The 20,914-nt window shown below is 71.8% G+C and carries 19 protein-coding genes and 2 pseudogenes; 1 reads left to right on the forward strand and 20 read right to left on the reverse strand.

Features of this window, described 5'->3' with window-relative positions; genetic code table 11:
- Nucleotides 1–54: 54 nt before the first annotated feature.
- From ACWD4A_RS32130 to pyrR, 14 genes and pseudogenes are all read right to left on the reverse strand, one after another.
- Nucleotides 55–1,869, reverse strand: a pseudogene (locus ACWD4A_RS32130) (primosomal protein N'); the annotation flags it as partial.
- Between the two features lie 120 nt (nucleotides 1,870–1,989).
- Entirely contained in the window at nucleotides 1,990–3,198 is a 1,209-nt protein-coding gene (gene metK / locus ACWD4A_RS32135; RefSeq protein WP_451199487.1) for a methionine adenosyltransferase, read from the reverse strand.
- Nucleotides 3,199–3,377: 179 nt separating this feature from the next.
- Nucleotides 3,378–4,580 carry a bifunctional phosphopantothenoylcysteine decarboxylase/phosphopantothenate--cysteine ligase CoaBC gene (gene coaBC / locus ACWD4A_RS32140; RefSeq protein WP_451199490.1) on the reverse strand — a complete coding sequence of 401 codons (1,203 nt, stop codon included), beginning with the start codon at nucleotides 4,578–4,580 and terminating at the stop codon, nucleotides 3,378–3,380.
- 112 nt (nucleotides 4,581–4,692) lie between these two features.
- Nucleotides 4,693–4,965 carry a DNA-directed RNA polymerase subunit omega gene (rpoZ, locus tag ACWD4A_RS32145; protein WP_004948662.1) on the reverse strand — a complete coding sequence of 91 codons (273 nt, stop codon included), beginning with the start codon at nucleotides 4,963–4,965 and terminating at the stop codon, nucleotides 4,693–4,695.
- 61 nt (nucleotides 4,966–5,026) lie between these two features.
- On the reverse strand, nucleotides 5,027–5,617 hold the full coding sequence (gene gmk / locus ACWD4A_RS32150) for a guanylate kinase (protein ID WP_451199492.1): 591 nt from the start codon (nucleotides 5,615–5,617) through the stop codon (nucleotides 5,027–5,029).
- 38 nt (nucleotides 5,618–5,655) lie between these two features.
- The gene (locus ACWD4A_RS32155) at nucleotides 5,656–5,979 is read right to left on the reverse strand and encodes an integration host factor (protein ID WP_116210718.1); all 324 of its coding nucleotides are present in this window, start codon (nucleotides 5,977–5,979) and stop codon (nucleotides 5,656–5,658) included.
- A gap of 260 nt (nucleotides 5,980–6,239) precedes the next feature.
- Nucleotides 6,240–7,115, reverse strand: coding sequence for an orotidine-5'-phosphate decarboxylase (pyrF, locus tag ACWD4A_RS32160; RefSeq protein ID WP_451199495.1), 876 nt, complete (start codon nucleotides 7,113–7,115; stop codon nucleotides 6,240–6,242).
- A 64-nt stretch (nucleotides 7,116–7,179) separates the two neighbouring features.
- Nucleotides 7,180–8,295, reverse strand: a complete 1,116-nt coding sequence (locus ACWD4A_RS32165) for a quinone-dependent dihydroorotate dehydrogenase (RefSeq protein ID WP_451199496.1) — start codon at nucleotides 8,293–8,295, stop codon at nucleotides 7,180–7,182.
- A 77-nt stretch (nucleotides 8,296–8,372) separates the two neighbouring features.
- On the reverse strand, nucleotides 8,373–11,684 hold the full coding sequence (carB, locus tag ACWD4A_RS32170; protein ID WP_451199497.1) for a carbamoyl-phosphate synthase large subunit: 3,312 nt from the start codon (nucleotides 11,682–11,684) through the stop codon (nucleotides 8,373–8,375).
- The gene (gene carA / locus ACWD4A_RS32175; protein WP_451199499.1) at nucleotides 11,677–12,819 is read right to left on the reverse strand and encodes a glutamine-hydrolyzing carbamoyl-phosphate synthase small subunit; all 1,143 of its coding nucleotides are present in this window, start codon (nucleotides 12,817–12,819) and stop codon (nucleotides 11,677–11,679) included. The genes carB and carA overlap by 8 nt, the downstream gene beginning before the upstream one ends.
- On the reverse strand, nucleotides 12,816–13,388 hold the full coding sequence (locus ACWD4A_RS32180) for a PH-like domain-containing protein (RefSeq protein WP_451199502.1): 573 nt from the start codon (nucleotides 13,386–13,388) through the stop codon (nucleotides 12,816–12,818). Before ACWD4A_RS32180 ends, carA begins: the two co-directional genes overlap by 4 nt.
- The gene (locus tag ACWD4A_RS32185; RefSeq protein ID WP_451199504.1) at nucleotides 13,385–14,671 is read right to left on the reverse strand and encodes a dihydroorotase; all 1,287 of its coding nucleotides are present in this window, start codon (nucleotides 14,669–14,671) and stop codon (nucleotides 13,385–13,387) included. Before ACWD4A_RS32185 ends, ACWD4A_RS32180 begins: the two co-directional genes overlap by 4 nt.
- Before the next feature lie 2 nt (nucleotides 14,672–14,673).
- Entirely contained in the window at nucleotides 14,674–15,705 is a 1,032-nt protein-coding gene (locus ACWD4A_RS32190) for an aspartate carbamoyltransferase catalytic subunit (RefSeq protein ID WP_451199507.1), read from the reverse strand.
- A gap of 91 nt (nucleotides 15,706–15,796) precedes the next feature.
- Nucleotides 15,797–16,393, reverse strand: coding sequence for a bifunctional pyr operon transcriptional regulator/uracil phosphoribosyltransferase PyrR (gene pyrR, locus ACWD4A_RS32195; RefSeq protein WP_451199509.1), 597 nt, complete (start codon nucleotides 16,391–16,393; stop codon nucleotides 15,797–15,799).
- Nucleotides 16,394–16,630: 237 nt separating this feature from the next.
- Here pyrR and bldD point away from each other — a divergent pair, with 237 nt between their 5' ends.
- The gene (bldD, locus tag ACWD4A_RS32200; protein ID WP_004948690.1) at nucleotides 16,631–17,131 is read left to right on the forward strand and encodes a transcriptional regulator BldD; all 501 of its coding nucleotides are present in this window, start codon (nucleotides 16,631–16,633) and stop codon (nucleotides 17,129–17,131) included.
- 91 nt (nucleotides 17,132–17,222) lie between these two features.
- Here bldD and nusB read toward each other — a convergent pair whose 3' ends face one another.
- The 6 genes and pseudogenes from nusB to ACWD4A_RS32230 all read right to left on the reverse strand — a co-directional run.
- Nucleotides 17,223–17,657: a transcription antitermination factor NusB gene (nusB, locus tag ACWD4A_RS32205; RefSeq protein WP_451199511.1), complete on the reverse strand. Its 435-nt coding sequence runs from the start codon at nucleotides 17,655–17,657 to the stop codon at nucleotides 17,223–17,225.
- A 2-nt stretch (nucleotides 17,658–17,659) separates the two neighbouring features.
- A complete protein-coding gene (efp, locus tag ACWD4A_RS32210; RefSeq protein ID WP_451199513.1) occupies nucleotides 17,660–18,226 on the reverse strand; it encodes an elongation factor P in 567 nt (188 codons plus the stop codon).
- 49 nt (nucleotides 18,227–18,275) lie between these two features.
- Nucleotides 18,276–19,382, reverse strand: coding sequence for a M24 family metallopeptidase (locus ACWD4A_RS32215; protein WP_451199514.1), 1,107 nt, complete (start codon nucleotides 19,380–19,382; stop codon nucleotides 18,276–18,278).
- Between the two features lie 58 nt (nucleotides 19,383–19,440).
- Nucleotides 19,441–20,199 carry an AAA family ATPase gene (locus ACWD4A_RS32220; protein ID WP_451199515.1) on the reverse strand — a complete coding sequence of 253 codons (759 nt, stop codon included), beginning with the start codon at nucleotides 20,197–20,199 and terminating at the stop codon, nucleotides 19,441–19,443.
- Between the two features lie 68 nt (nucleotides 20,200–20,267).
- Nucleotides 20,268–20,708, reverse strand: coding sequence for a type II 3-dehydroquinate dehydratase (aroQ, locus tag ACWD4A_RS32225; protein WP_451199516.1), 441 nt, complete (start codon nucleotides 20,706–20,708; stop codon nucleotides 20,268–20,270).
- Nucleotides 20,705–20,914: pseudogene (locus ACWD4A_RS32230) on the reverse strand (3-dehydroquinate synthase); the annotation flags it as partial. The gene aroQ and the pseudogene ACWD4A_RS32230, both read right to left, overlap by 4 nt.

Consider the following 20,914-nt stretch of genomic DNA (forward strand, 5'->3'; position numbering starts at 1 on the left):
CGAGACGGCGGAGGAGCACTACTGCTCGGCGCTGTCGCTGCTGGAACGGACGGGGTCCGCGAGCTCGCGGACCGCGTGCCCGGCCGGATCCCAGCGGACCAGCGCCTGCACCGGCCGCAGGGTGGGCTCGGCGACGACGACCACGGTGCCGCCCGCCTCCTGGCCCCGCACCAGCGCGGCCGCGCCCAGCCAGCGGCGCAGCGCCTCCTCGCCCGCGCGCAGGTCGGGGCGGCCCAGCAGCGCCCAGCCGTCGAGCAGCAGGGCCGCGGCGTAACCGCCCTCGGCGACCGGCTCGGCGCCGGGCGTGGCCACGATCAGCGCGGGACGGCCGGGGACCGTTTCGAGGATGTGGTCCCGCCCGGAGGTCCGCACGGGCACGGCGGGAAAGGCGCGGCCGAGCTCCTCCGCGGTGCGCCCGGCCCCCACGATCAGGGCGCGCAGCCGGGAGCCGCCGCACTCGGCGCAGTGCCAGTCGCGCGCCGCTCGCGCGCACCAGCCGCAGTGCAGTTCGCCGTCGGCGCCGCGGGCCTCCAGCGGCCCGGCGCAGTCCGGGCAGCGCGCGGGCTCCCGGCAGCGCTCGCAGGCCAGCCGCGGGACGTAGCCCCGGCGCGGCACCTGGACGAGCACCGGGCCGTGTTTGAGGCCCTCCCGCGCGGCCTGCCAGGCGAGCGTGGGCAGCCGGGCGGCGCGGGCCGCCTCGTCCCGCGCCTGGTCCGCGTCGCCGACCGTACGGATCAGCGGTGCCGCGGCTCGCACCTGCTCGCGGGCGGCCGTCAGCGGCAGCGCCCAGCCGGTGTCCACCAGTTGGGCCGCCTCGACCGTGCAGCCGAAGCCGCCGAGCAGGAACGCCGCCTTCTCGTGCGCCGCCCGCAGCAGCAGCACCTCGCGCGCGTGCGGCTGCGGGGCGTGCGGCTCGCTGTGGCTGGAGTCGCCGTCGTCCCAGATGGCCGCGAGCCCCAGATCGCGCACGGGCGCGAACATCGCGGCGCGGGTGCCGACCACGGCCCGTACGGAGCCCCGGCTGACCGCGAGCCAACGCCGGTAGCGCTCCTCCGGCCCGGTGTCGGCCGTCAGCAGCACATGGCGGCCCTCGCCGAGCAGCCCGGTCAGCGCGGCGTCGACGCGGGCGGCGCAGCGGCCGTCCGGCACGACGATCAGCGCGCCCCGCCCGGAGGCGAGCGCGGCGGCGGCGGCGCGGGCCAGCTCGTCCGGCCAGTGCGGGCCGGGCAGCGCCGTCCACACCGCGCGCGGCGCGTCACCGCGCGCGACGGCGGCGAGGTAGGCGGGGCCGGTGGCGTAGCGCGACCAGCTGCCGGGCTCCGGCGGCGCGGGCGGCGGCAACGGCGCGGGCGACGCGGCGGCCTCGGCGCGGGCTCTGCGCGGCGGCACGGCGAGCTGGACGACATCGGCGAGGGTGCCCGCGTAGCGGTCGGCCACGGCGCGGCAGAGCCGCAGCAGCTCCGGTCCGAGCACCGGCTCCGGGGACAGCACCTGGGCGATGGGAGCCAACGGGCCCCGGTAGTCGCTCTCCGCGCGCCGCTCGACGATGAACCCGTTGTGCAGCTCCCCGCCCTCGCGCCGCCCCTTGGCGACCCGGGCCCCGAACCGCACCCGCACCCGCGCGCCGGGCCGTGCCTCGGCGTCCATCGCGGCGGGCACCGCGTAGTCGAAGTACTGGTCGAGGTGGATGAGCCCCTTGTCCACGAGGACCCGCGCCACGGGGAACTCCTCCGCCAGCGCCGCCCCCCGCCAGGTGCGCGGCTTGGCCCGCGGCACCTTGGCCTGCCGCACGGTCTCCCGGATCAGCGCGAGCTGCTCCCCGCCCTCCGGCTCCCCCACCGGCCCCGTCCGACCGTCATCGCTGCTCACAGCTCCAGTCTTAGCAGACACCGCTGACAACGACGGGCGGTGTCCCGACAGACGGCAGTGGCCCGGACACCCCCCTCGGGGGACGTCCGGGCCACTGCGGGAAACCCTGCCGGGACCTGCCTACAGGCCCGCGGCCTTCTTCAGTGCGTCGACGCGGTCGGTGCGCTCCCACGTGAAGTCCGGCAGCTCACGGCCGAAATGACCATAAGCGGCGGTCTGCGCGTAGATCGGCCGCAGCAGATCCAGATCACGGATGATCGCGGCCGGGCGGAGATCGAAGACCTCGCCGATGGCATGCTCGATCTTCTCGGTCCCGACCGTGTTGGTACCGAAGGTCTCCACGAACAGACCCACCGGCTCGGCCTTGCCGATCGCGTACGCCACCTGCACCTCGCACCGCGAAGCCAGACCCGCGGCCACCACATTCTTCGCCACCCAGCGCATCGCATACGCCGCCGAACGGTCCACCTTGGACGGGTCCTTGCCCGAGAACGCGCCACCGCCGTGACGGGCCATGCCGCCGTAGGTGTCGATGATGATCTTCCGGCCCGTCAGACCCGCATCGCCCATCGGGCCGCCGATCTCGAACCGGCCGGTCGGGTTCACCAGCAGACGATAGCCCTCGGTGTCCAGCTTGATGCCGTCCCCGACCAGCTCCCCCAGCACGTGCTCCACCACGAACTCACGGATGTCGGGAGCGAGCAGCGAGTCCAGATCGATGTCCGAAGCGTGCTGGGAGGAGACGACGACGGTGTCGAGACGGACGGCCTTGTTGCCGTCGTACTCGATCGTCACCTGCGTCTTGCCATCGGGGCGCAGGTACGGGATCGTCCCGTTCTTGCGGACCTCCGACAGACGACGCGACAGACGGTGCGCCAGCTCGATCGGGAGCGGCATCAGGGTCGGCGTCTCGTCACACGCATAACCGAACATCAGGCCCTGGTCGCCCGCACCCTGCTTGTCGAGCTCGTCCTCGTCACCCTCCACACGGCTCTCGTACGCCGTGTCCACACCCTGCGCGATGTCCGCGGACTGCGCACCGATGGACACCGACACACCACAAGAAGCGCCGTCGAAGCCCTTCTTGGACGAGTCGTAACCGATCTCCAGGATCTTGTTGCGGACGAGCGTGGCGATCGGGGCGTAGGCCTTCGTCGTCACCTCACCGGCGACATGCACCAGGCCGGTGGTGATCAAGGTCTCGACGGCGACGCGCGACGTCGGGTCCTCCCTGAGGAGCGCGTCGAGAATGGTGTCGCTGATCTGGTCAGCGATCTTGTCGGGGTGACCCTCGGTCACGGACTCCGAGGTGAACAGGCGGCGGGACACATCGCTCCCTGGGGTTGCAGCGGCTGCTGGCTGATCATTGACGGCACCCGGCCGAGAGCTGCGCTCGACGCGGGGAACCAGAGGTCAGTTTATCCGGACTGCCCGGCGTTCGAACATCCCGTGGCGCATCAAGGGCCCCCTGACCTGTGATCCCCGCCTCACCGGGCGCCCCGCCCGTATCAGGAGAACCGCTGCGCCACCAGGTCCCACACGGTCTCCGCGAGGGTTTCCTTCGGCCCGTACGGGACGGGCGTCTCGGAGCCGTCGGGGGCGAGCACCACGGCCTCGCTCTGCTCGGCGCCGAAGGTCTTCCGCTCCCCCACTTCATTGACAACCAGCAGGTCACAGCCCTTTCGGGCGAGCTTGGCACGGCCGTTGGCGAGGACGTCGTCGGTCTCCGCGGCGAAGCCGACGACGACCTGTCCGGGGCGGGCGCGGTCGGCCGAGAGCTCGGCGAGCACATCGGGGTTCCGGACGAGTTCGACGGGCGCGGGCTCCTGCCCGTCCCGCTTCTTGATTTTGCCCTCGGCGTAGTGGGCGGGCCGGAAGTCGGCGACGGCGGCCGCCATGACCACGGCGTCGGCGTCGGCGGCGGCCTTCAGCACGGCCTCCCGGAGCTGCACCGCGGTGCCGACCCGTACGACGTCGGCCCCGGCGGGGTCCGGCAGCTCGGTGTTGGCGGCGACGAGGGTGACCCGGGCGCCGCGGGCCACGGCGGTACGGGCCAGGGCGTAGCCCTGCTTGCCGGAGGAGCGGTTGCCGAGGAAGCGCACGGGATCGAGGGGCTCCCGGGTGCCGCCCGCACTGATGACCACGTGGCGGCCGGCGAGGTCGGCAGGACGGGAGCCGCGGGCGAGCACCCGGCGGCAGACCTCGAAGATCTGCTCGGGGTCCGGGAGGCGGCCCTTGCCGGTGTCGACACCGGTGAGGCGGCCGACGGCGGGCTCGATGACGATCGCGCCGCGGCGGCGCAGGGTCGCCACGTTCTCCTGGGTGGCCGGGTTCTCCCACATCTCGGTGTGCATGGCGGGCGCGAAGACGACCGGGCAGCGCGCGGTGAGGAGCGTATTGGTCAGCAGGTCGTCGGCGAGGCCATGGGCGGCCTTGGCCAGCATGTCGGCGGTGGCGGGCGCCACGACGACGAGCTGCGCCTCCTGGCCGATCCGGACGTGCGGCACCTCGTGGACGGAGTCCCACACCTGGGTGGCGGCCGGGTGGCCGGACAGCGCCGACCAGGTCGCCTCGCCGACGAAGTGCAGGGACGCGGCCGTCGGCACGACCCGTACGTCGTGCCCCGACTCGGTGAGACGGCGCAGCAGCTCGCACGCCTTGTACGCGGCGATTCCGCCGCTGACCCCCAGGACGACCTTGGGCTTGTCCATCGCTTCGCTTCTCCCCGCGCTCTCACGCACTTCCATGGGCTCTACGTACCCATGACACACCAAGGGCCCGGCAGCCGTGCTGCCGGGCCCTCGATGACGTCTGTCGGCCGCTCTACTGCGCCGGGGCCTCGATGGCCTCGGAGGTCAGCAGACCGGCGTTGATCTCGCGGAGCGCGATGGAGAGCGGCTTCTCGTGGACGTGGGTGTCCACCAGCGGGCCGACGTACTCCAGCAGGCCCTCGCCGAGCTGCGAGTAGTACGCGTTGATCTGACGGGCGCGCTTGGCGGCGTAGATCACCAGGCTGTACTTCGAGTCGGTTGCCTCGAGCAGCTCATCAATCGGCGGGTTGATGATGCCCTCGGGCGCGGTGATGGAAGAGGACACTGTCTGCCTTCCGATGGGGGTGGAGATCGAGAACTTCAGGGGTTCTGGGGATACCCCCAGCTCAACGCAGCAAGGCTAGCAGCTCGCGCGCCACATCCTCGACGGAGGTGTTGACGAGCGTCACATCGAACTCCGACTCGGCGGCCAGCTCGACCTTGGCGGCGGCCAGGCGGCGCTCGATGACCTCGGGCGACTCCGTGCCCCGGCCGGTGAGCCGGCGGACCAGCTCGTCCCAGCTCGGCGGCGCGAGGAAGACCAGCCGGGCGTCCGGCATGGTCTCGCGGACCTGCCGGGCGCCCTGGAGGTCGATCTCCAGCAGCACGGGCTGACCCGCGGCCAGCCGGTCGAGGACCGGCCGGCGCGGGGTGCCGTAGCGATTGCCCGCGAACTCCGCCCACTCCAGCAGCTCACCGTTGGCGACGAGCTTGTCGAACTCCTCGTCGTCCACGAAGAAGTACTGGACACCTTCCTGCTCGCCGGGGCGCGGCTTGCGGGTGGTGGCGGAGACCGAGAGCCACACCTCGGGGTGGGCCTTGCGCATATGGGCGACGACCGTGCTCTTGCCGACCCCGGAGGGGCCGGAGAGCACGGTCAGCCGCGGTTGTCTGGCCGGGGATACGGGGGTCGTGCCCCGGGAGACTGCAGTACTCATGCAGTGATTATCCCGGTTCCCGGGAGTGCCTGGGAACGTCAGGCGGCCTTGCCGCCGAACTCACGCTCCAGTGACGCGATCTGGTTGGAGCCGAGACCGCGCACCCGGCGGCTCTCGGAGATGCCGAGCCGCTCCATGATCTGCTTGGCACGGACCTTGCCCACACCGGGAAGGCTTTCCAGGAGTGCGCTCACCTTCATCTTGCCGATGACCTCGTTCTCCTGGCCCTGCTTGATCACATCGTGCAGCGAGGCGCCGGAGTGCTTGAGCCGATTCTTGACCTCGGCGCGCTCCCGGCGAGCCGCGGCGGCCTTTTCGAGCGCGGCTGCGCGCTGTTCAGGGGTAAGGGGCGGAAGAGCCACGCCTACGTCACCTCGGATATCGAACTGTCGGATAACGGACCGGTGTGGAACCTAGTCGGCACACACCTGGTGAGCAACACGCAACGCGCTTGCACGTTCGCTCTCGTCGGAGACTAGCGGCCGATCCCGCTCCAGTCAGCGAGAACAGACGAAAAGTCCTGGTCAGACTCGCTCGACCGGGACTTTTCCGGACATACTGGCCGACAATTTCTCGTTCGAGTCCGGTTCCCGTCCGGTCCGGGTCCGGCCCGTGGCGGCGGTCAGCCGGCCGCCGGACCGCCCGACTCCACCGCGACGCGCACCTCGTCCGCGAACCGCGCGGCGCTCTCGCGCAGCGCGGCGACGTCCGGGCCGTGCCGCAGCACGCCGCGGCTGACGTTCGGGACGACGTCGCGGACGGCCGCGCCGAAGACCTTCGGCAGATCGGCCGCGGTGGCGCCCTGCGCGCCGATGCCGGGGGCGAGCAGCGGGCCGTTGATCGCCAGGTCCGCGCCAGCCGCGGCGAGGGAGTCGCCCAGCGTGGCGCCGACGACCGCGCCGAACGAGCCCATGGGCGCCGCGTCCGCGTTCTCGTTCCGCAGGTGGTCCAGCATGGTCGCGGCGACGCTCGCGCCCCCGGCCCGCACCGCGTGCTGCACCTCCGCGCCCTCGGGGTTCGAGGTGAGCGCGAGGACGAACACGCCGGTGCCGCTCTCGCGCGCCAGGTCCAGGGCCGGGCGCAGCGAGCCGTAGCCGAGGTACGGGCTGACGGTGACGGCGTCCGAGAAGAGCGGCGAGGACGGGTCGAGGTAGGTCGCGGCGTACGCGGCCATGGTGGAGCCGATGTCGCCGCGCTTGGCGTCCATGAGGACCAGCGCGCCCGCTGCGCGGGCGTCGGCGACGGCCCGCTCCAGGACGGCGATGCCGCGCGAGCCGAACCGCTCGAAGAAGGCGGACTGCGGCTTGAGGACGGCGACGCGGTCGGCCAGCGCCTCCACGACGGTGTGCGCGAAGCGCTCCAAGCCGGCGATGTCGTCGGTGAGGCCCCAGTCGGCGAGCAGCGCGGCGTGCGGGTCGATGCCCACGCAGAGGGGGCCTCGGTCGTCCATGGCGCGGCGCAGGCGGCTGCCGAAGGGCTCGGCGGGGGTCTTGGTCACGGGTGTTCCTCCGGAAGTCTGTGGGAGCGGGTGCGGGCCGGTGGGCGCAACCTTGTCGGCGACGTCAGGCCGTCTTCTCGCGCGTCGCCGCGCCCACCGCCTCGGCGAGGGTGGCGTACGGGCCGGCGGCCAGCTTCTCGGCGAGGCCGCGGTGGACGCGGCGGCACCAGAAGGGGCCCTCGTAGATGAAGGCGCTGTAGCCCTGGACGAGGGTCGCGCCCGCCAGGATGCGCTCCCAGGCGTCGTCGGCGGTCTCGATGCCCCCGACGCCCACGAGCGTGATCCGGTCGCCCACACGGGCGTACAGGCGGCTCAGGACCTCCAGCGAGCGTGCCTTGAGGGGCGCGCCGGAGAGGCCGCCCGCGCCGATGGCCTCGACGGTGCGCTTCGGGGTCGCGAGCCCGAGGCCGTCGCGGGCGATGGTGGTGTTGGTGGCGATGATGCCGTCCAGGCCGAGCTCGACGGCGAGGTCGGCGACGGCGTCGACGTCCTCGTCGGCCAGGTCGGGGGCGATCTTCACCAGGAGCGGCACCCGGCGCGTGGTGACCGTGCGGTCGGCGGCCTCGCGGACGGCGGCCAGCAGCGGGCGCAGCGCCTCGGTGGCCTGGAGGTTGCGCAGGCCCGGCGTGTTCGGCGAGGAGACGTTGACGACGAGGTAGTCGGCGTGGGCGGCGAGGCGCTCGGTGGAGGTGACGTAGTCGGCGACGGCCTCCTCCTCGGGGACGACCTTGGTCTTGCCGATGTTGACGCCGACCGTGGTCCTGAAGACCTCGGCGCGGGCCGCGAGGCGCTCCGCGACGGCCGCCGAGCCGTCGTTGTTGAAGCCCATGCGGTTGATGAGCGCGCGGTCCGCGACAAGGCGGAAGAGCCGCTTCTTGGGGTTGCCGGGCTGCGGCTGCGCGGTGACGGTGCCGATCTCGACGTGGTCGAAGCCGAGCATGGCCATGCCGTCGATGGCGGCCGCGTTCTTGTCGAAGCCGGCGGCGAGCCCGAAGGGGCCGTGCATCCGCAGGCCGAACGCCTCGGTGCGCAGCGCCTTGTGGCGGGGGGCGAGGACGGCCGCGACGAAGGTCCGCAGGACGGGGACGCGGGCGGCGCCGCGGATCCAGGCGAAGGCCAGGTGGTGGGCCTTCTCGGGGTCCATGCGCTTGAAGATCAGGTCGAAGAAGAGTCGGTACATGTCCAGCCTTCGGTACGGGGTGCGGGGCGGGGCTCTCGCGAAGAGGGGGACACCTTCCGGTGTCCCCCTCCTGCGGCCTACGCCTCGCGGGCGGCGGTCAGCGCTCCGGCGTGTTCCTGGAGGGAACGGACGCCGACGTCGCCGCGGGTGAGCGCCTCGATGCCCTGGACGGCGGCCGCGAGGGCCTGGACCGTGGTCAGGCAGGGCACGGCGCGGGCGACCGCGGCCGTACGGATCTCGTAGCCGTCGAGGCGGCCGCCGGTGCCGTACGGGGTGTTGACGATCAGGTCGACCTGGCCGTCGTGGATGAGCTGGACGATGGTCTTCTCGCCGTTGGGGCCCTCGCCCTCGCTCTGCTTGCGCACCACGGTGGCGTTGATGCCGTTGCGCTTGAGGACCTCGGCGGTGCCGGAGGTGGCGAGCAGCTCGAAGCCGTGGGCGACCAGCTCACGGGCCGGGAAGATCATCGAGCGCTTGTCGCGGTTGGCGACGGAGACGAACGCGCGGCCCTTGGTGGGCAGCGCGCCGTACGCGCCCGCCTGCGACTTGGCGTACGCCGTGCCGAAGACGGAGTCGATGCCCATGACCTCGCCGGTGGAGCGCATCTCCGGGCCGAGGACGGTGTCCACGCCGCGGCCGGAGGCGTCGCGGAAGCGGCTCCACGGCATCACGGCCTCCTTGACGGAGATCGGCGCGTCCAGCGGCAGGGTGCCGCCGTCGCCCTCCTTGGGCAGCATGCCCTCGGCGCGCAGCTCGGCGACGGTCGCGCCCAGCGAGATGCGGGCGGCGGCCTTGGCCAGCGGCACGGCGGTCGCCTTCGAGGTGAAGGGGACCGTACGGGAGGCGCGCGGGTTGGCCTCCAGGACGTAGAGGATGTCCCCGGCCATGGCGAACTGGATGTTGATCAGGCCGCGGACGCCGACGCCCTTGGCGATGGCCTCGGTGGAGGCGCGCAGCCGCTTGATGTCGAAGCCGCCGAGGGTGATCGGGGGCAGCGCGCAGGCGGAGTCGCCGGAGTGGATGCCGGCCTCCTCGATGTGCTCCATGACGCCGCCGAGGTAGAGCTCGTGGCCGTCGTAGAGCGCGTCGACGTCGATCTCGATGGCGTCGTCGAGGAAGCGGTCGATGAGCACCGGGTGCTCGGAGATCAGGCCGGCGTGGCGGGTGAGGTACTCCCCCAGCGACGGCTCGTCGTAGACGATCTCCATGCCGCGGCCGCCGAGCACGTAGGACGGGCGGACCATGACGGGGTAGCCGATCTCGGCGGCGATGCCCTTGGCCTCCTCGAAGGAGAAGGCGGTGCCGTACTTGGGCGCGGGCAGCCCGGCCTCGGTGAGGACGCGGCCGAAGGCGCCGCGCTCCTCGGCGAGGTCGATGGCCTCGGGCGAGGTGCCGACGATCGGCACGCCGTTGTCCTTGAGCGCCTGCGCGAGGCCCAGCGGGGTCTGGCCGCCGAGCTGGACGACGACGCCCGCGACGGGACCGGCGAGGGTCTCGGCGTGCACGATCTCCAGGACGTCCTCCAGGGTGAGCGGCTCGAAGTAGAGCCGGTCGGAGGTGTCGTAGTCGGTGGAGACGGTCTCCGGGTTGCAGTTGACCATCACGGTCTCGTAGCCCGCCTCGCTGAGCGCGAAGGAGGCGTGGACGCAGGAGTAGTCGAACTCGATGCCCTGGCCGATGCGGTTGGGGCCGGAGCCGAGGATGATCACGGCGGGCTTCTCGCGCGGCGCGACCTCGCTCTCCTCGTCGTAGGAGGAGTAGAAGTACGGCGTCCTCGCGGCGAACTCGGCGGCGCAGGTGTCGACCGTCTTGTAGACCGGGCGGACGCCGAGGGCGTGCCGGACCTCGCGGACGACGTCCTCGCGCAGGCCGCGGATGCCGGCGATCTGGGCGTCGGAGAAGCCGTGCCGCTTGGCCTCGGCGAGCAGCTCGGGCTCCAGCTCGCCGACGGCGGCGAGCTCGTCCGCGATCTCCTTGATCAGGAAGAGCTGGTCGACGAACCAGGGGTCGATCTTCGTGGCGTCGAAGACCTCCTCCGGGGTGGCCCCGGCGCGGATCGCGGCCATGACGGTGTTGATCCGGCCGTCGGTGGGGACGACCGCCTTGGCCAGCAGCTCCGCCTTGTCACCGGGCTCGGAGACGAAGTCGAACTGCGAGCCCTTCTTCTCCAGCGAGCGCAGGGCCTTCTGGAGCGCCTCGGTGAAGTTGCGGCCGATGGCCATGGCCTCGCCGACCGACTTCATGGTGGTGGTGAGGGTGGCGTCGGCGGCCGGGAACTTCTCGAAGGCGAAGCGCGGGGCCTTGACCACGACATAGTCGAGCGTGGGCTCGAAGGACGCCGGGGTCTTCTCGGTGATGTCGTTGGGGATCTCGTCGAGGGTGTAGCCGACGGCGAGCCGGGCGGCGATCTTCGCGATCGGGAAGCCCGTGGCCTTGGAGGCGAGCGCCGAGGAGCGGGAGACGCGCGGGTTCATCTCGATGACGATGATCCGGCCGTCCTCGGGGTCGACCGCGAACTGGATATTGCAGCCGCCGGTGTCGACGCCGACCTCGCGGATGATCGCGATGCCGATGTCGCGCAGCCGCTGGTACTCGCGGTCGGTGAGCGTCATCGCCGGGGCGACGGTGATCGAGTCACCGGTGTGCACGCCCATGGGGTCGAAGTTCTCGATGGAGCAGACGACCACGACGTTGTCGTTCTTGTCGCGCATCAGCTCCAGCTCGTACTCCTTCCAGCCGAGGATGGACTCCTCCAGGAGCACCTCGGTGGTCGGGGAGAGCGTGAGGCCCTGGCCCGCGATGCGGCGCAGTTCGTCCTCGTCGTGGGCGAAGCCGGAGCCGGCGCCGCCCATGGTGAAGGAGGGGCGGACGACGACCGGGTAGCCGCCGAGCGTCCCGACGCCCGCGAGGACCTCGTCCATGGTGTGGCAGATGACCGAGCGCGCGGACTCGCCGTGGCCGATCTTGGCGTTGACGGCCTCGACGACGCCCTTGAACAGGTCGCGGTCCTCGCCCTTGTGGATGGCCTCGACGTTGGCGCCGATGAGCTCGACGCCGTACTTCTCCAGGACGCCGTTCTCGTGCATGGAGATCGCGGTGTTGAGCGCGGTCTGGCCGCCGAGGGTGGGCAGGAGGGCGTCGGGGCGCTCCTTGGCGATGATCTTCTCGACGAACTCCGGGGTGATCGGCTCGACGTAGGTGGCGTCGGCGATCTCCGGGTCGGTCATGATCGTGGCCGGGTTGGAGTTGACCAGGATGACCCGCAGGCCCTCGGACTTGAGGACCCGGCAGGCCTGGGTGCCGGAGTAGTCGAACTCCGCGGCCTGGCCGATGACGATCGGGCCGGAGCCGATGACCAGGACGGACTGGATGTCGGTGCGCTTAGGCACGCTGGCCCTCCATCAGGGAGACGAAGCGGTCGAACAGGTACGCGGCGTCGTGCGGGCCCGCTGCTGCTTCGGGGTGGTACTGGACGCTGAAGGCCGGCTGGTCGAGCAGCTGGAGGCCTTCGACCACGTTGTCGTTGAGGCAGACGTGGGAGACCTCGACGCGGCCGTAGGGGGTGTCGGTCGCCTTGTCGAGCGGGGCGTCGACGGCGAAGCCGTGGTTGTGCGCGGTGACCTCGACCTTGCCGGTGGTGCGGTCCTGCACGGGCTGGTTGATGCCGCGGTGGCCGTACTTCAGCTTGTAGGTGCCGAAGCCGAGGGCCCGGCCGAGGATCTGGTTGCCGAAGCAGATGCCGAAGAGCGGCGTCTTCCGCTCCAGCACGGCCCTCATGACGGCGACGGGGCCGTCGGCGGTGGCCGGGTCGCCCGGACCGTTGGAGAAGAACACGCCGTCGGGGTCGACGGCGTAGACGTCCTCGACCGTGGCGGTGGCGGGCAGGACGTGCACCTCGATGCCGCGCTCGGCCATCCGGTGCGGGGTCATGCCCTTGATGCCGAGGTCGACCGCGGCGACGGTGAAGCGCTTCTCGCCGATCGCGGGGACGACGTACGCCTCCTTGGTGGCGACCTCGGCGGAGAGGTCGGCGCCCTGCATCTCGGGGGCCTGGCGCACCTCGGCGAGCATCGTTCCCTCGTCGGGCAGGCTGTTGCCGGAGAAGATGCCGACGCGCATGGCGCCGCGCTCCCGCAGGTGGCGGGTGAGGGCGCGGGTGTCGATGCCGCTGATGCCGACGACGCCCTGGTGGACCAGCTCCTCGTCGAGGGAGCGGCGGGAGCGCCAGTTGGACGGCACACGGGCGGGGTCGCGGACGACGTACCCGGCGACCCAGATCCGCTGCGACTCGGGGTCCTCGTCGTTGACACCGGTGTTGCCGACGTGCGGGGCGGTCATGACGACCACCTGGCGGTGGTACGAGGGGTCGGTGAGGGTCTCCTGGTAGCCGGTCATGCCGGTGGAGAACACCGCCTCGCCGAAGGTCACCCCCACGGCCCCGTAGGCGCGGCCGCGGAAGGTCCGGCCGTCCTCCAGGACGAGTACGGCGGGGACCTTGGCGGTCCCCCTGGTGGAGGTCGTCATCGTGCGCCTTCCATGTCGTGGTTCAGGTGGTGCGGATGGGTGAGTGCCTCGACCCACGCGGGGTGCTCGGCGGCCCGGTCGGAGCGGAATCCGGAGTCGATCTCACGGTCGCCGTGCGCCCAGGTGATCACCAGCAGGCCGCCCTCGGTGAGGACCTTGCCCGCGATGCCCTTGTCGAGCCGGGCGCCGCGGACCCGGTCCGCGGGGATGAAGAAGTCCTGGTCGCCGGGGCGCACGACGCTGATGCCGCGGTCCGTCAGGGTGAGCTCGGCGCGGCTGCGGGTGCCGAGGCCGTGCGCGACGATCCGGTCGAGCCACTGCCCGGCGGTGGTGGAGCCGTGGTAGCGGCCCGCCATGGTCAGCCGGGGTTCGCCGGGCTCCGGCGGGGCGGTGGGCAGCTCGGGCAGATCGCCCTGGAGCGTGCGGCGCCACTTCCAGCCCTCGCGCATCAGCCAGTAGAGCAGCGCGATGAAGAGCAGCAGTCCGACGACCCAGCCGATCCGGCCGGCCCAGTCGGTGACGGCCTGGGACTTCTCCTCGACCGCCAGGTTGATCAGTGCAGGTGTCACGCGAGAATCCCGTCCACGACCGTAGCCCGTCCCCGCAGGAAGGTGTGGGTGACGCGACCCGGCAGCTCGCGGCCCTCGTAGGGGGTGTTGCGGCTGCGGGAGGCGAAGCCCGCGGGGTCCACGACACCACGGTAAGCGGAATCGACCAGGGTGAGGTTGGCGGGCTCTCCGGCGGCGATGGGCCGTCCGTGGCCGGTGAGGCTGCCGATGGCGGCGGGCTTGGCCGACATCCGCTCGGCGACGCCCGCCCAGTCCAGCAGCCCGGTCTCGACCATCGTGTGCTGGACGACGGACAGCGCGGTCTCCAGGCCCACCATGCCCATGGCGGCCGCGGCCCACTCGCAGTCCTTGTCCTCGTGCGGGTGCGGGGCGTGGTCGGTGGCGACGATGTCGATCGTGCCGTCGGCCAGGGCCTCGCGGAGCGCCATCACGTCGCGCTCGGTGCGCAGCGGCGGGTTCACCTTGTAGACCGGGTCGTACGAGCGGACGAGCTCGTCGGTGAGGAGCAGGTGGTGCGGGGTGACCTCGGCGGTGACGTCGATGCCGCGCGACTTGGCCCAGCGGACGATCTCCACCGAGCCGGCCGTGGAGAGGTGGCAGATGTGCACCCGGGAGCCGACGTGCTCGGCGAGGAGGACGTCGCGGGCGATGATCGACTCCTCGGCGACGGCGGGCCAGCCGCCCAGGCCGAGCTCGGCGGAGACGATGCCCTCGTTCATCTGGGCGCCCTCGGTGAGGCGGGGCTCCTGGGCGTGCTGGGCGACGACACCGCCGAACGCCTTCACGTACTCCAGGGCGCGGCGCATGATCACGGCGTCGTCGACGCACTTGCCGTCGTCGGAGAAGACCCGGACCCCGGCGGCGGACTCGTGCATCGCGCCGAGCTCGGCGAGCTGCTTGCCCTCCAGGCCGACGGTGACGGCGCCGATGGGCTGCACGTCGCAGTAGCCGGACTCCTTGCCCAGGCGCCACACCTGCTCGACGACACCGGCCGTGTCGGCGACCGGGAAGGTGTTGGCCATGGCGAAGACGGCGGTGTAGCCGCCGCTCGCCGCGGCGCGGGTGCCGGTGAGGACGGTCTCGGAGTCCTCGCGGCCCGGCTCGCGCAGGTGGGTGTGGAGGTCGACCAGGCCAGGCAGCAGGATCTTGCCGTCCGCCTCGACGACGGTGGCGTCGCCCGCCTCGATACCGGTGCCCACCTGGGCGATGGTCTCGCCGTCGATCAGCACGTCCTGGGGCTCGCCGCCGAGGACCTTCGCACCGCGGATAAGGATCTTGCTCATGATTAGTTGTTCTCCTCGGTGCGATCAACGGAGGGGTGGCGCGAAGCGCCTCGATCAAGGGTGGCGGTGGGCGACGGGTGGGCGACAGCCGGCTCGGAGCCGCCGAGCAGCAGGTAGAGGACGGCCATCCGGGTGCTGACGCCGTTGGCGACCTGCTCGACCGCGGTGCAGCGGGTGGAGTCGGCGACCTCGGCCGTGATCTCCATGCCCCGGTTCATCGGGCCGGGGTGCATCACGATGGCGTGCTCCGGCATCCGCGCCATCCGGTCGCCGTCCAGCCCGTAGCGGCGGGAGTACTCACGCTCGGTGGGGAAGAAGGCGGCGTTCATGCGCTCGCGCTGGACGCGCAGCATCATGACGGCGTCGGACTTCGGCAGCACCGCGTCCAGGTCGTAGGAGACCTCGCAGGGCCACCGTTCGACGCCGATCGGCACCAGGGTGGGCGGCGCGACCAGGGTGACCTCGGCGCCGAGGGTGTGCAGCAGGTGGACGTTGGAGCGGGCCACGCGGCTGTGCAGGACGTCGCCGACGATCGTGATCCGGCGGCCCGAGAGGTCCTTGCCGAGCCCGGCGTCGCGCCCGACCAGGCGGCGGCGCATGGTGAAGGCGTCCAGGAGCGCCTGGGTGGGGTGCTCGTGGGTGCCGTCGCCGGCGTTGACCACGGCTCCGTCGATCCAGCCGGAGTTCGCCAGCCGGTAGGGGGCGCCGGAGGCGTGGTGCCGGATGACGACGGCGTCGGCGCCCATGGCCTCCAGGGTCAGGGCGGTGTCCTTCAGGGACTCGCCCTTGGAGACCGAGGAGCCCTTGGCCGAGAAGTTGATGACGTCGGCGGAGAGCCGCTTGGCGGCGGCCTCGAAGGAGATACGGGTCCGGGTCGAGTCCTCGAAGAAGAGGTTGACGACGGTGCGGCCGCGCAGGGTGGGCAGTTTCTTGATCGGCCGGTCCGCGACCCGGGCCATCTCCTCGGCGGTGTCGAGGATCAGGACGGCGTCGTCACGGGTGAGATCGGTGGCCGAGATGAGGTGGCGCTTCATCCGGTTTGCTCCGTAGTGGGGAGATATACGGGGGTGGTGGCCGGGCATGCGGCGGTACGGGCCCGGGGGGTGGCCGGATCCGTCGGGGGTGCTACTGACCGGCCGCCGGGGCGGTCCCGCGCACGCCGAGGAGCACGCTGTCGCGGCCGTCCTCCTCGGTGAGCTGGACCTTGACCGTCTCCCGCAGCGACGTGGGGAGGTTCTTGCCGACATAGTCGGCGCGGATCGGAAGTTCGCGGTGGCCGCGGTCGACGAGGACCGCGAGCTGGACGGCACGGGGGCGGCCGATGTCGTTGAGCGCGTCGAGCGCGGCGCGGATCGTCCGGCCGGAGAAGAGCACGTCGTCGACGAGGATCACCAGACGGCCGTCGATGCCCGGAGCCGGGATGTCGGTGCGGGCGAGCGCACGGGCCGGGCGGAGCCGCAGGTCGTCGCGGTACATGGTGATGTCGAGGGAGCCGACCGGGGTCTTGCCCCCGGTGATCTCCTCGAGCTTGGCAGCCAGCCGACGGGCGAGGAAGACGCCACGCGTCGGAATGCCGAGGAGCACCACGTCGTCGGCACCCTTGGCGCGCTCGACGATCTCGTGGGCGATACGGGTCAGGACCCGGGCGATGTCCGGCGCTTCGAGCACCGGACGGGCGGCTGCGGCGGAACCCGTCGGGTTCGCGGCACGGTTTGTGTCCATACGAAACGGACCCCCTTCTCCGCCTCACGGGACGGACATTAAAGGACGTCGGGATTTACTGCTTCTCACCGTACCAGCAACCACGGTGAACACTGGCCACAGCCCCGCACGGGGGATGCCGTGGACCATTCGGCTTGACGAAGTCAGATTACGCTGCGTAACCTCACAGTGAGTTACCAGACACGCGGCAGTCGGAAAAGACGCCGTCGCACGTCGATACAGCGTCCGGGGAGCTTTATGTCCAGCGAATACGCCAAACAGCTCGGGGCCAAGCTCCGCGCCATCCGCACCCAGCAGGGCCTCTCCCTCCATGGCGTCGAGGAGAAGTCCCAGGGCCGCTGGAAGGCCGTGGTAGTGGGTTCGTACGAGCGCGGCGACCGTGCCGTGACCGTGCAGCGCCTTGCCGAGCTGGCCGACTTCTACGGCGTTCCGGTGCAGGAACTGCTGCCGGGCACCACGCCGGGCGGGGCCGCCGAGCCGCCGCCGAAGCTGGTCCTGGACCTTGAGCGCCTGGCCCACGTGCCGGCGGAGAAGGCCGGCCCGCTCCAGCGCTACGCGGCGACCATCCAGAGCCAGCGCGGCGATTACAACGGCAAGGTCCTGTCGATCCGCCAGGACGACCTGCGCACCCTCGCCGTCATCTACGACCAGTCGCCCTCGGTGCTCACCGAGCAGCTGATCAGCTGGGGCGTGCTCGACGCCGACGCGCGTCGCGCGGTCCAGCACGAGGACGCCTGACGGCCGGTCCGGCCACGACAACCGCCTGGGGGCGGGAAACCTTCCGGTTTCCCGCCCCCAGGCGGTTTGTGCTTGGTGCGGTCCGCCGCTGCTACTGCTCCTCGCGGCGGAGCGACGGCTTGAGCTCCTTGAAACGGCCGAGCAGACCGTTCACGAAGGCCGGCGACTCATCGGTGGAGAACTCCTTGGCGAGCTGCACCGCCTCGTCGATCGCCACCGCGTCCGGGGTGCCGTCCTCCCAGATCAGCTCGTACGCGCCGAGGCGCACGATGTTCCGGTCGGCGACGGGCATCCGGTCCAGGTCCCAGTCGACCGCGTAGGTGGCGATGAGCTCGTCGATGCGGGACACGTGCTCCGCGTACCCCTCGACCAGCTGCATCGTGTACTCGTTGACCGGCGGCTGCCGGTCGTCGGACCGGGAGTGCCGAATCCAGTCCGCGAGGACGTTCTGCACGGTCGTGCCGCGCTGATCGGCCTCGAAGAGGATCTGGAAGGCGCGCTTGCGGGCCTTGCTGCGGGCGGCCACGGTTAGCTGTTCACCCGGCCGAGGTAATCGCCGGTGCGCGTGTCGACCTTGATCTTCTCGCCCGTGGTGATGAAGAGCGGGACCTGGATCTCGTAGTCCGTCTCCAGCGTGGCCGGCTTGGACCCACCGGTGGAGCGGTCGCCCTGGACACCCGGGTCGGTGTGCTTGATCGTCAGCTCGACGGCGGCCGGCAGCTCGACGTAGAGCACCTCGTCGCCGTGCTTCGCGACGACGGCCTCGAAGCCCTCGATCAGGAAGTGGGCGGCGTCACCGACGGCCTTGCGGTCGACGTGCAGCTGCTCGTACGTGTCCATGTCCATGAACACGAAGTACTCGCCGTCCATGTACGAGAACTGCATACCGCGCTTGTCGACGGTGGCCGTCTCGACCTTCACACCGGCGTTGAAGGTCTTGTCGACCACCTTGCCGGAGAGCACGTTCTTCAGCTTCGTACGGACGAAGGCGGGGCCCTTGCCGGGCTTGACGTGCTGGAACTCGACGACGGACCAGAGCTGGCCGCCTTCGAGCTTGAGCACCATGCCGTTCTTGAGGTCGTTCGTGGATGCCACGGTTGCGGTATCTCCTGGACTGGTGGAACCAGAAAGTGCGGTGCGCCGGCTAGAGCGCGAGCAGCTCTTTGGTCGTGATGGTGAGTAGCTCGGGTCCGCCGTCCGCCTCGGGGCGGACGACGAGCGTGTCATCGATCCGGACGCCGCCCCGCCCCGGGAGGTGAACCCCCGGATCTACGGTGACCGGCACGCAAGCGTCCAGTTTACCCATTGCGGAAGGTGTGAGCCGAGGGTCCTCGTCGTTTTCGAGTCCCACGCCGTGTCCGATGCTCGGCCCGAGCCGTTCACCGTGCCCCGCGGACTCCAGGACGACCCGTGCCGCACGGTCCACATCACGGCACGGCGTACCGGGCGCCAGCTTCTCCCGGCCCGCCCGCTGCGCCGCGAACACCTGCTCGTACAGCTCGATCTGCCAGTCCGCCGGAGCCGTGCCGATCACGAAGGTGCGGGCGACCTCGCTGCGGTAGCCGCGGTAGTCGGCGCCCAGGCAGACACAGAGGAAATCGCCCTCCTCGACCCGGCGGTCCGTGGGCACGTGCCCGGCCAGGCCGGAGTTCGGGCCGGTGCCGACCGAGGTGGTGAAGGCCGGGCCGGACGCGCCGTGGTCGACCAGACGGCGCTCCAGCTCCAGCGCCAGGTGGCGCTCCGTACGGCCGACGAGGATCGACTCCAGGAGCTCGCCCAGGGCCTGGTCGGCGATCTCCGCGGCGATCCGCAGCGCCGAGATCTCCTCGTCGTCCTTGACGACCCGGTGCTGTTCCACGGCCGTGCCGAGGTCGTCCAGGCGCAGCCGGGGCGCGACCGAGCCCAGGGCCCGGTGCCGGGCGACGGTCAGGTGGTGCTCCTCGACGGCGAGCGAGCGGGTCCCGGCCGCGACGGCCCGCTCGGCGGCCGCGACGGCGGGGTCGCCGTCCGGCACGGGCAGCAGCACGATCCGCAGCCCCTCCGCAGGGCGGTCGGCCGCCGTCGCCACGACGGAGTCGCCCGGACAGAACAGGGTGTCCTCGGGAGGGCCGAGCAGCAGCGCGGCGCCCGTCGGCACCCCACCGGCCAGATACCGGACGTTGGCGCCGCCGGTCACCAGGGCGGCCTCGCTCCCGGCCGCCCCGCACCGCTCGCGCAGCCGCGCGCGACGGGCCGCGTACACCTCGGACATGTTTCCGAGCGTACGGCGGAGCTCCGGGACGGGCCGTTCCAACGCGTCCGACCGGGCGCTACCAGCCGGGCGGGGCGGCGGTCGCGGCGCGGGCGACGATGTCGTCCAGGAGCCGGGCGGTCGTCGCGACGTCCTGCTGGGAGTTGTCGATGATCGGCAGACCGGAGCCGTACCAGCCGGCCATCCGGCCGTGGATCCGGGCGACCTCCTCGTCGCCGAGGCGGCGGTTGCCGGTGCGCTCGGCGTTGCGCTCCAGGACGATCTCCAGGCCGGGCAGCAGGACGACGGGCAGCAGCCCGGGGCCGACATGCCGCTTCCAGCCGCCGAGGCCGACGACGGGGCGGTCGGGGAAGACCGCGTCGTCCAGCACACAGGAGATGCCGTTGGCGAGGAAGTTGCGGGCGGCGAAGCCACAGGTGCGGCGGGCCAGCCGGTACTGCGCCTCGGAGTGGTCGTTCCACCCGGACTGCGGGTCGGCGAAGCCGGACCGCACCCACTCGCGCACGTCGTCGAGGCTGATGTGGGCCGTGGGCACCCGGCGGGTGTCCGCCCAGTGCCGGGCCACGGTCGTCTTGCCCGCCCCGGCCGGGCCGATGAGCAGCAGCGCGACGGCCGCGTGCGCGGCCTCGGGGACCGGCGCGGCGAAGTGCGCGGCGGCCTCCGGCCCGGGTGGCGGCGGGACGGCGGGCATCGGCGGGTGGGGTGGTGGTGGCAGCGGCGGTCCCACAGGGTGCTGCATCCGGTGGCACTCCGTCTCGTACGGACGCGGCTCCGCCGCGTGGTGAAGGGGGCTACGGGCGGTTCGTCCCCCGGCCACCCCGAGCCGGACAGACGGGAGAGTACCCGAGAGCCCCTTCCCCGGCCCGCGCACCGGGAACGCCCGGCTCAGCCCGTGAGTTCCTCCGCCAGTGCGCGCAGGGCGAGGCGGTACGAGCCGATGCCGAAGCCCGCGACCGTGCCGCTGGCGACCGCCGCGATCACCGACGTGTGGCGGAACTCCTCGCGCGCGTACGGGTTGGAGATGTGCACCTCGACGAGCGGCGCGGTCCGCTGCGCGGCGGCGTCCCGCATCGCGTACGAATAGTGCGTGAAGGCACCGGGGTTGATGACGACCGGCACCGAGCCGTCCGCGGCCTCGTGCAGCCAGCGGACCAGCTCGCCCTCGTCGTTGGTCTCCCGGACCTCGACGTCGAGACCGAGCTCCTTGCCGAGCCGGGTGCACTCCGCCACCAGCCCGGCGTAGGAGGTCGCGCCGTAGACGTCCGGCTCCCGCGAGCCCAGCCGGCCGAGGTTGGGCCCGTTCAGCACGAGCACCCGGCGGCTCACGCGGCGATCTCCGCGTGCGCGGCGAGGAGCATCGCCGGGTCGGGGCTTTCGAGGACGGTGGGTTTGGCGAGGCCGTCGAGGACGATGAAGCGCAGCCGGTCGCCGCGGGATTTCTTGTCGACTTTCATGGTCTCGACGAGCTTGGGCCACTGGTCGCCGCGGTAGGTGACGGGCAGGCCGACGGAGGTGAGGATCGCGCGGTGCCG

It is taken from the genome of Streptomyces sp. NPDC002537 (genome assembly GCF_053594975.1).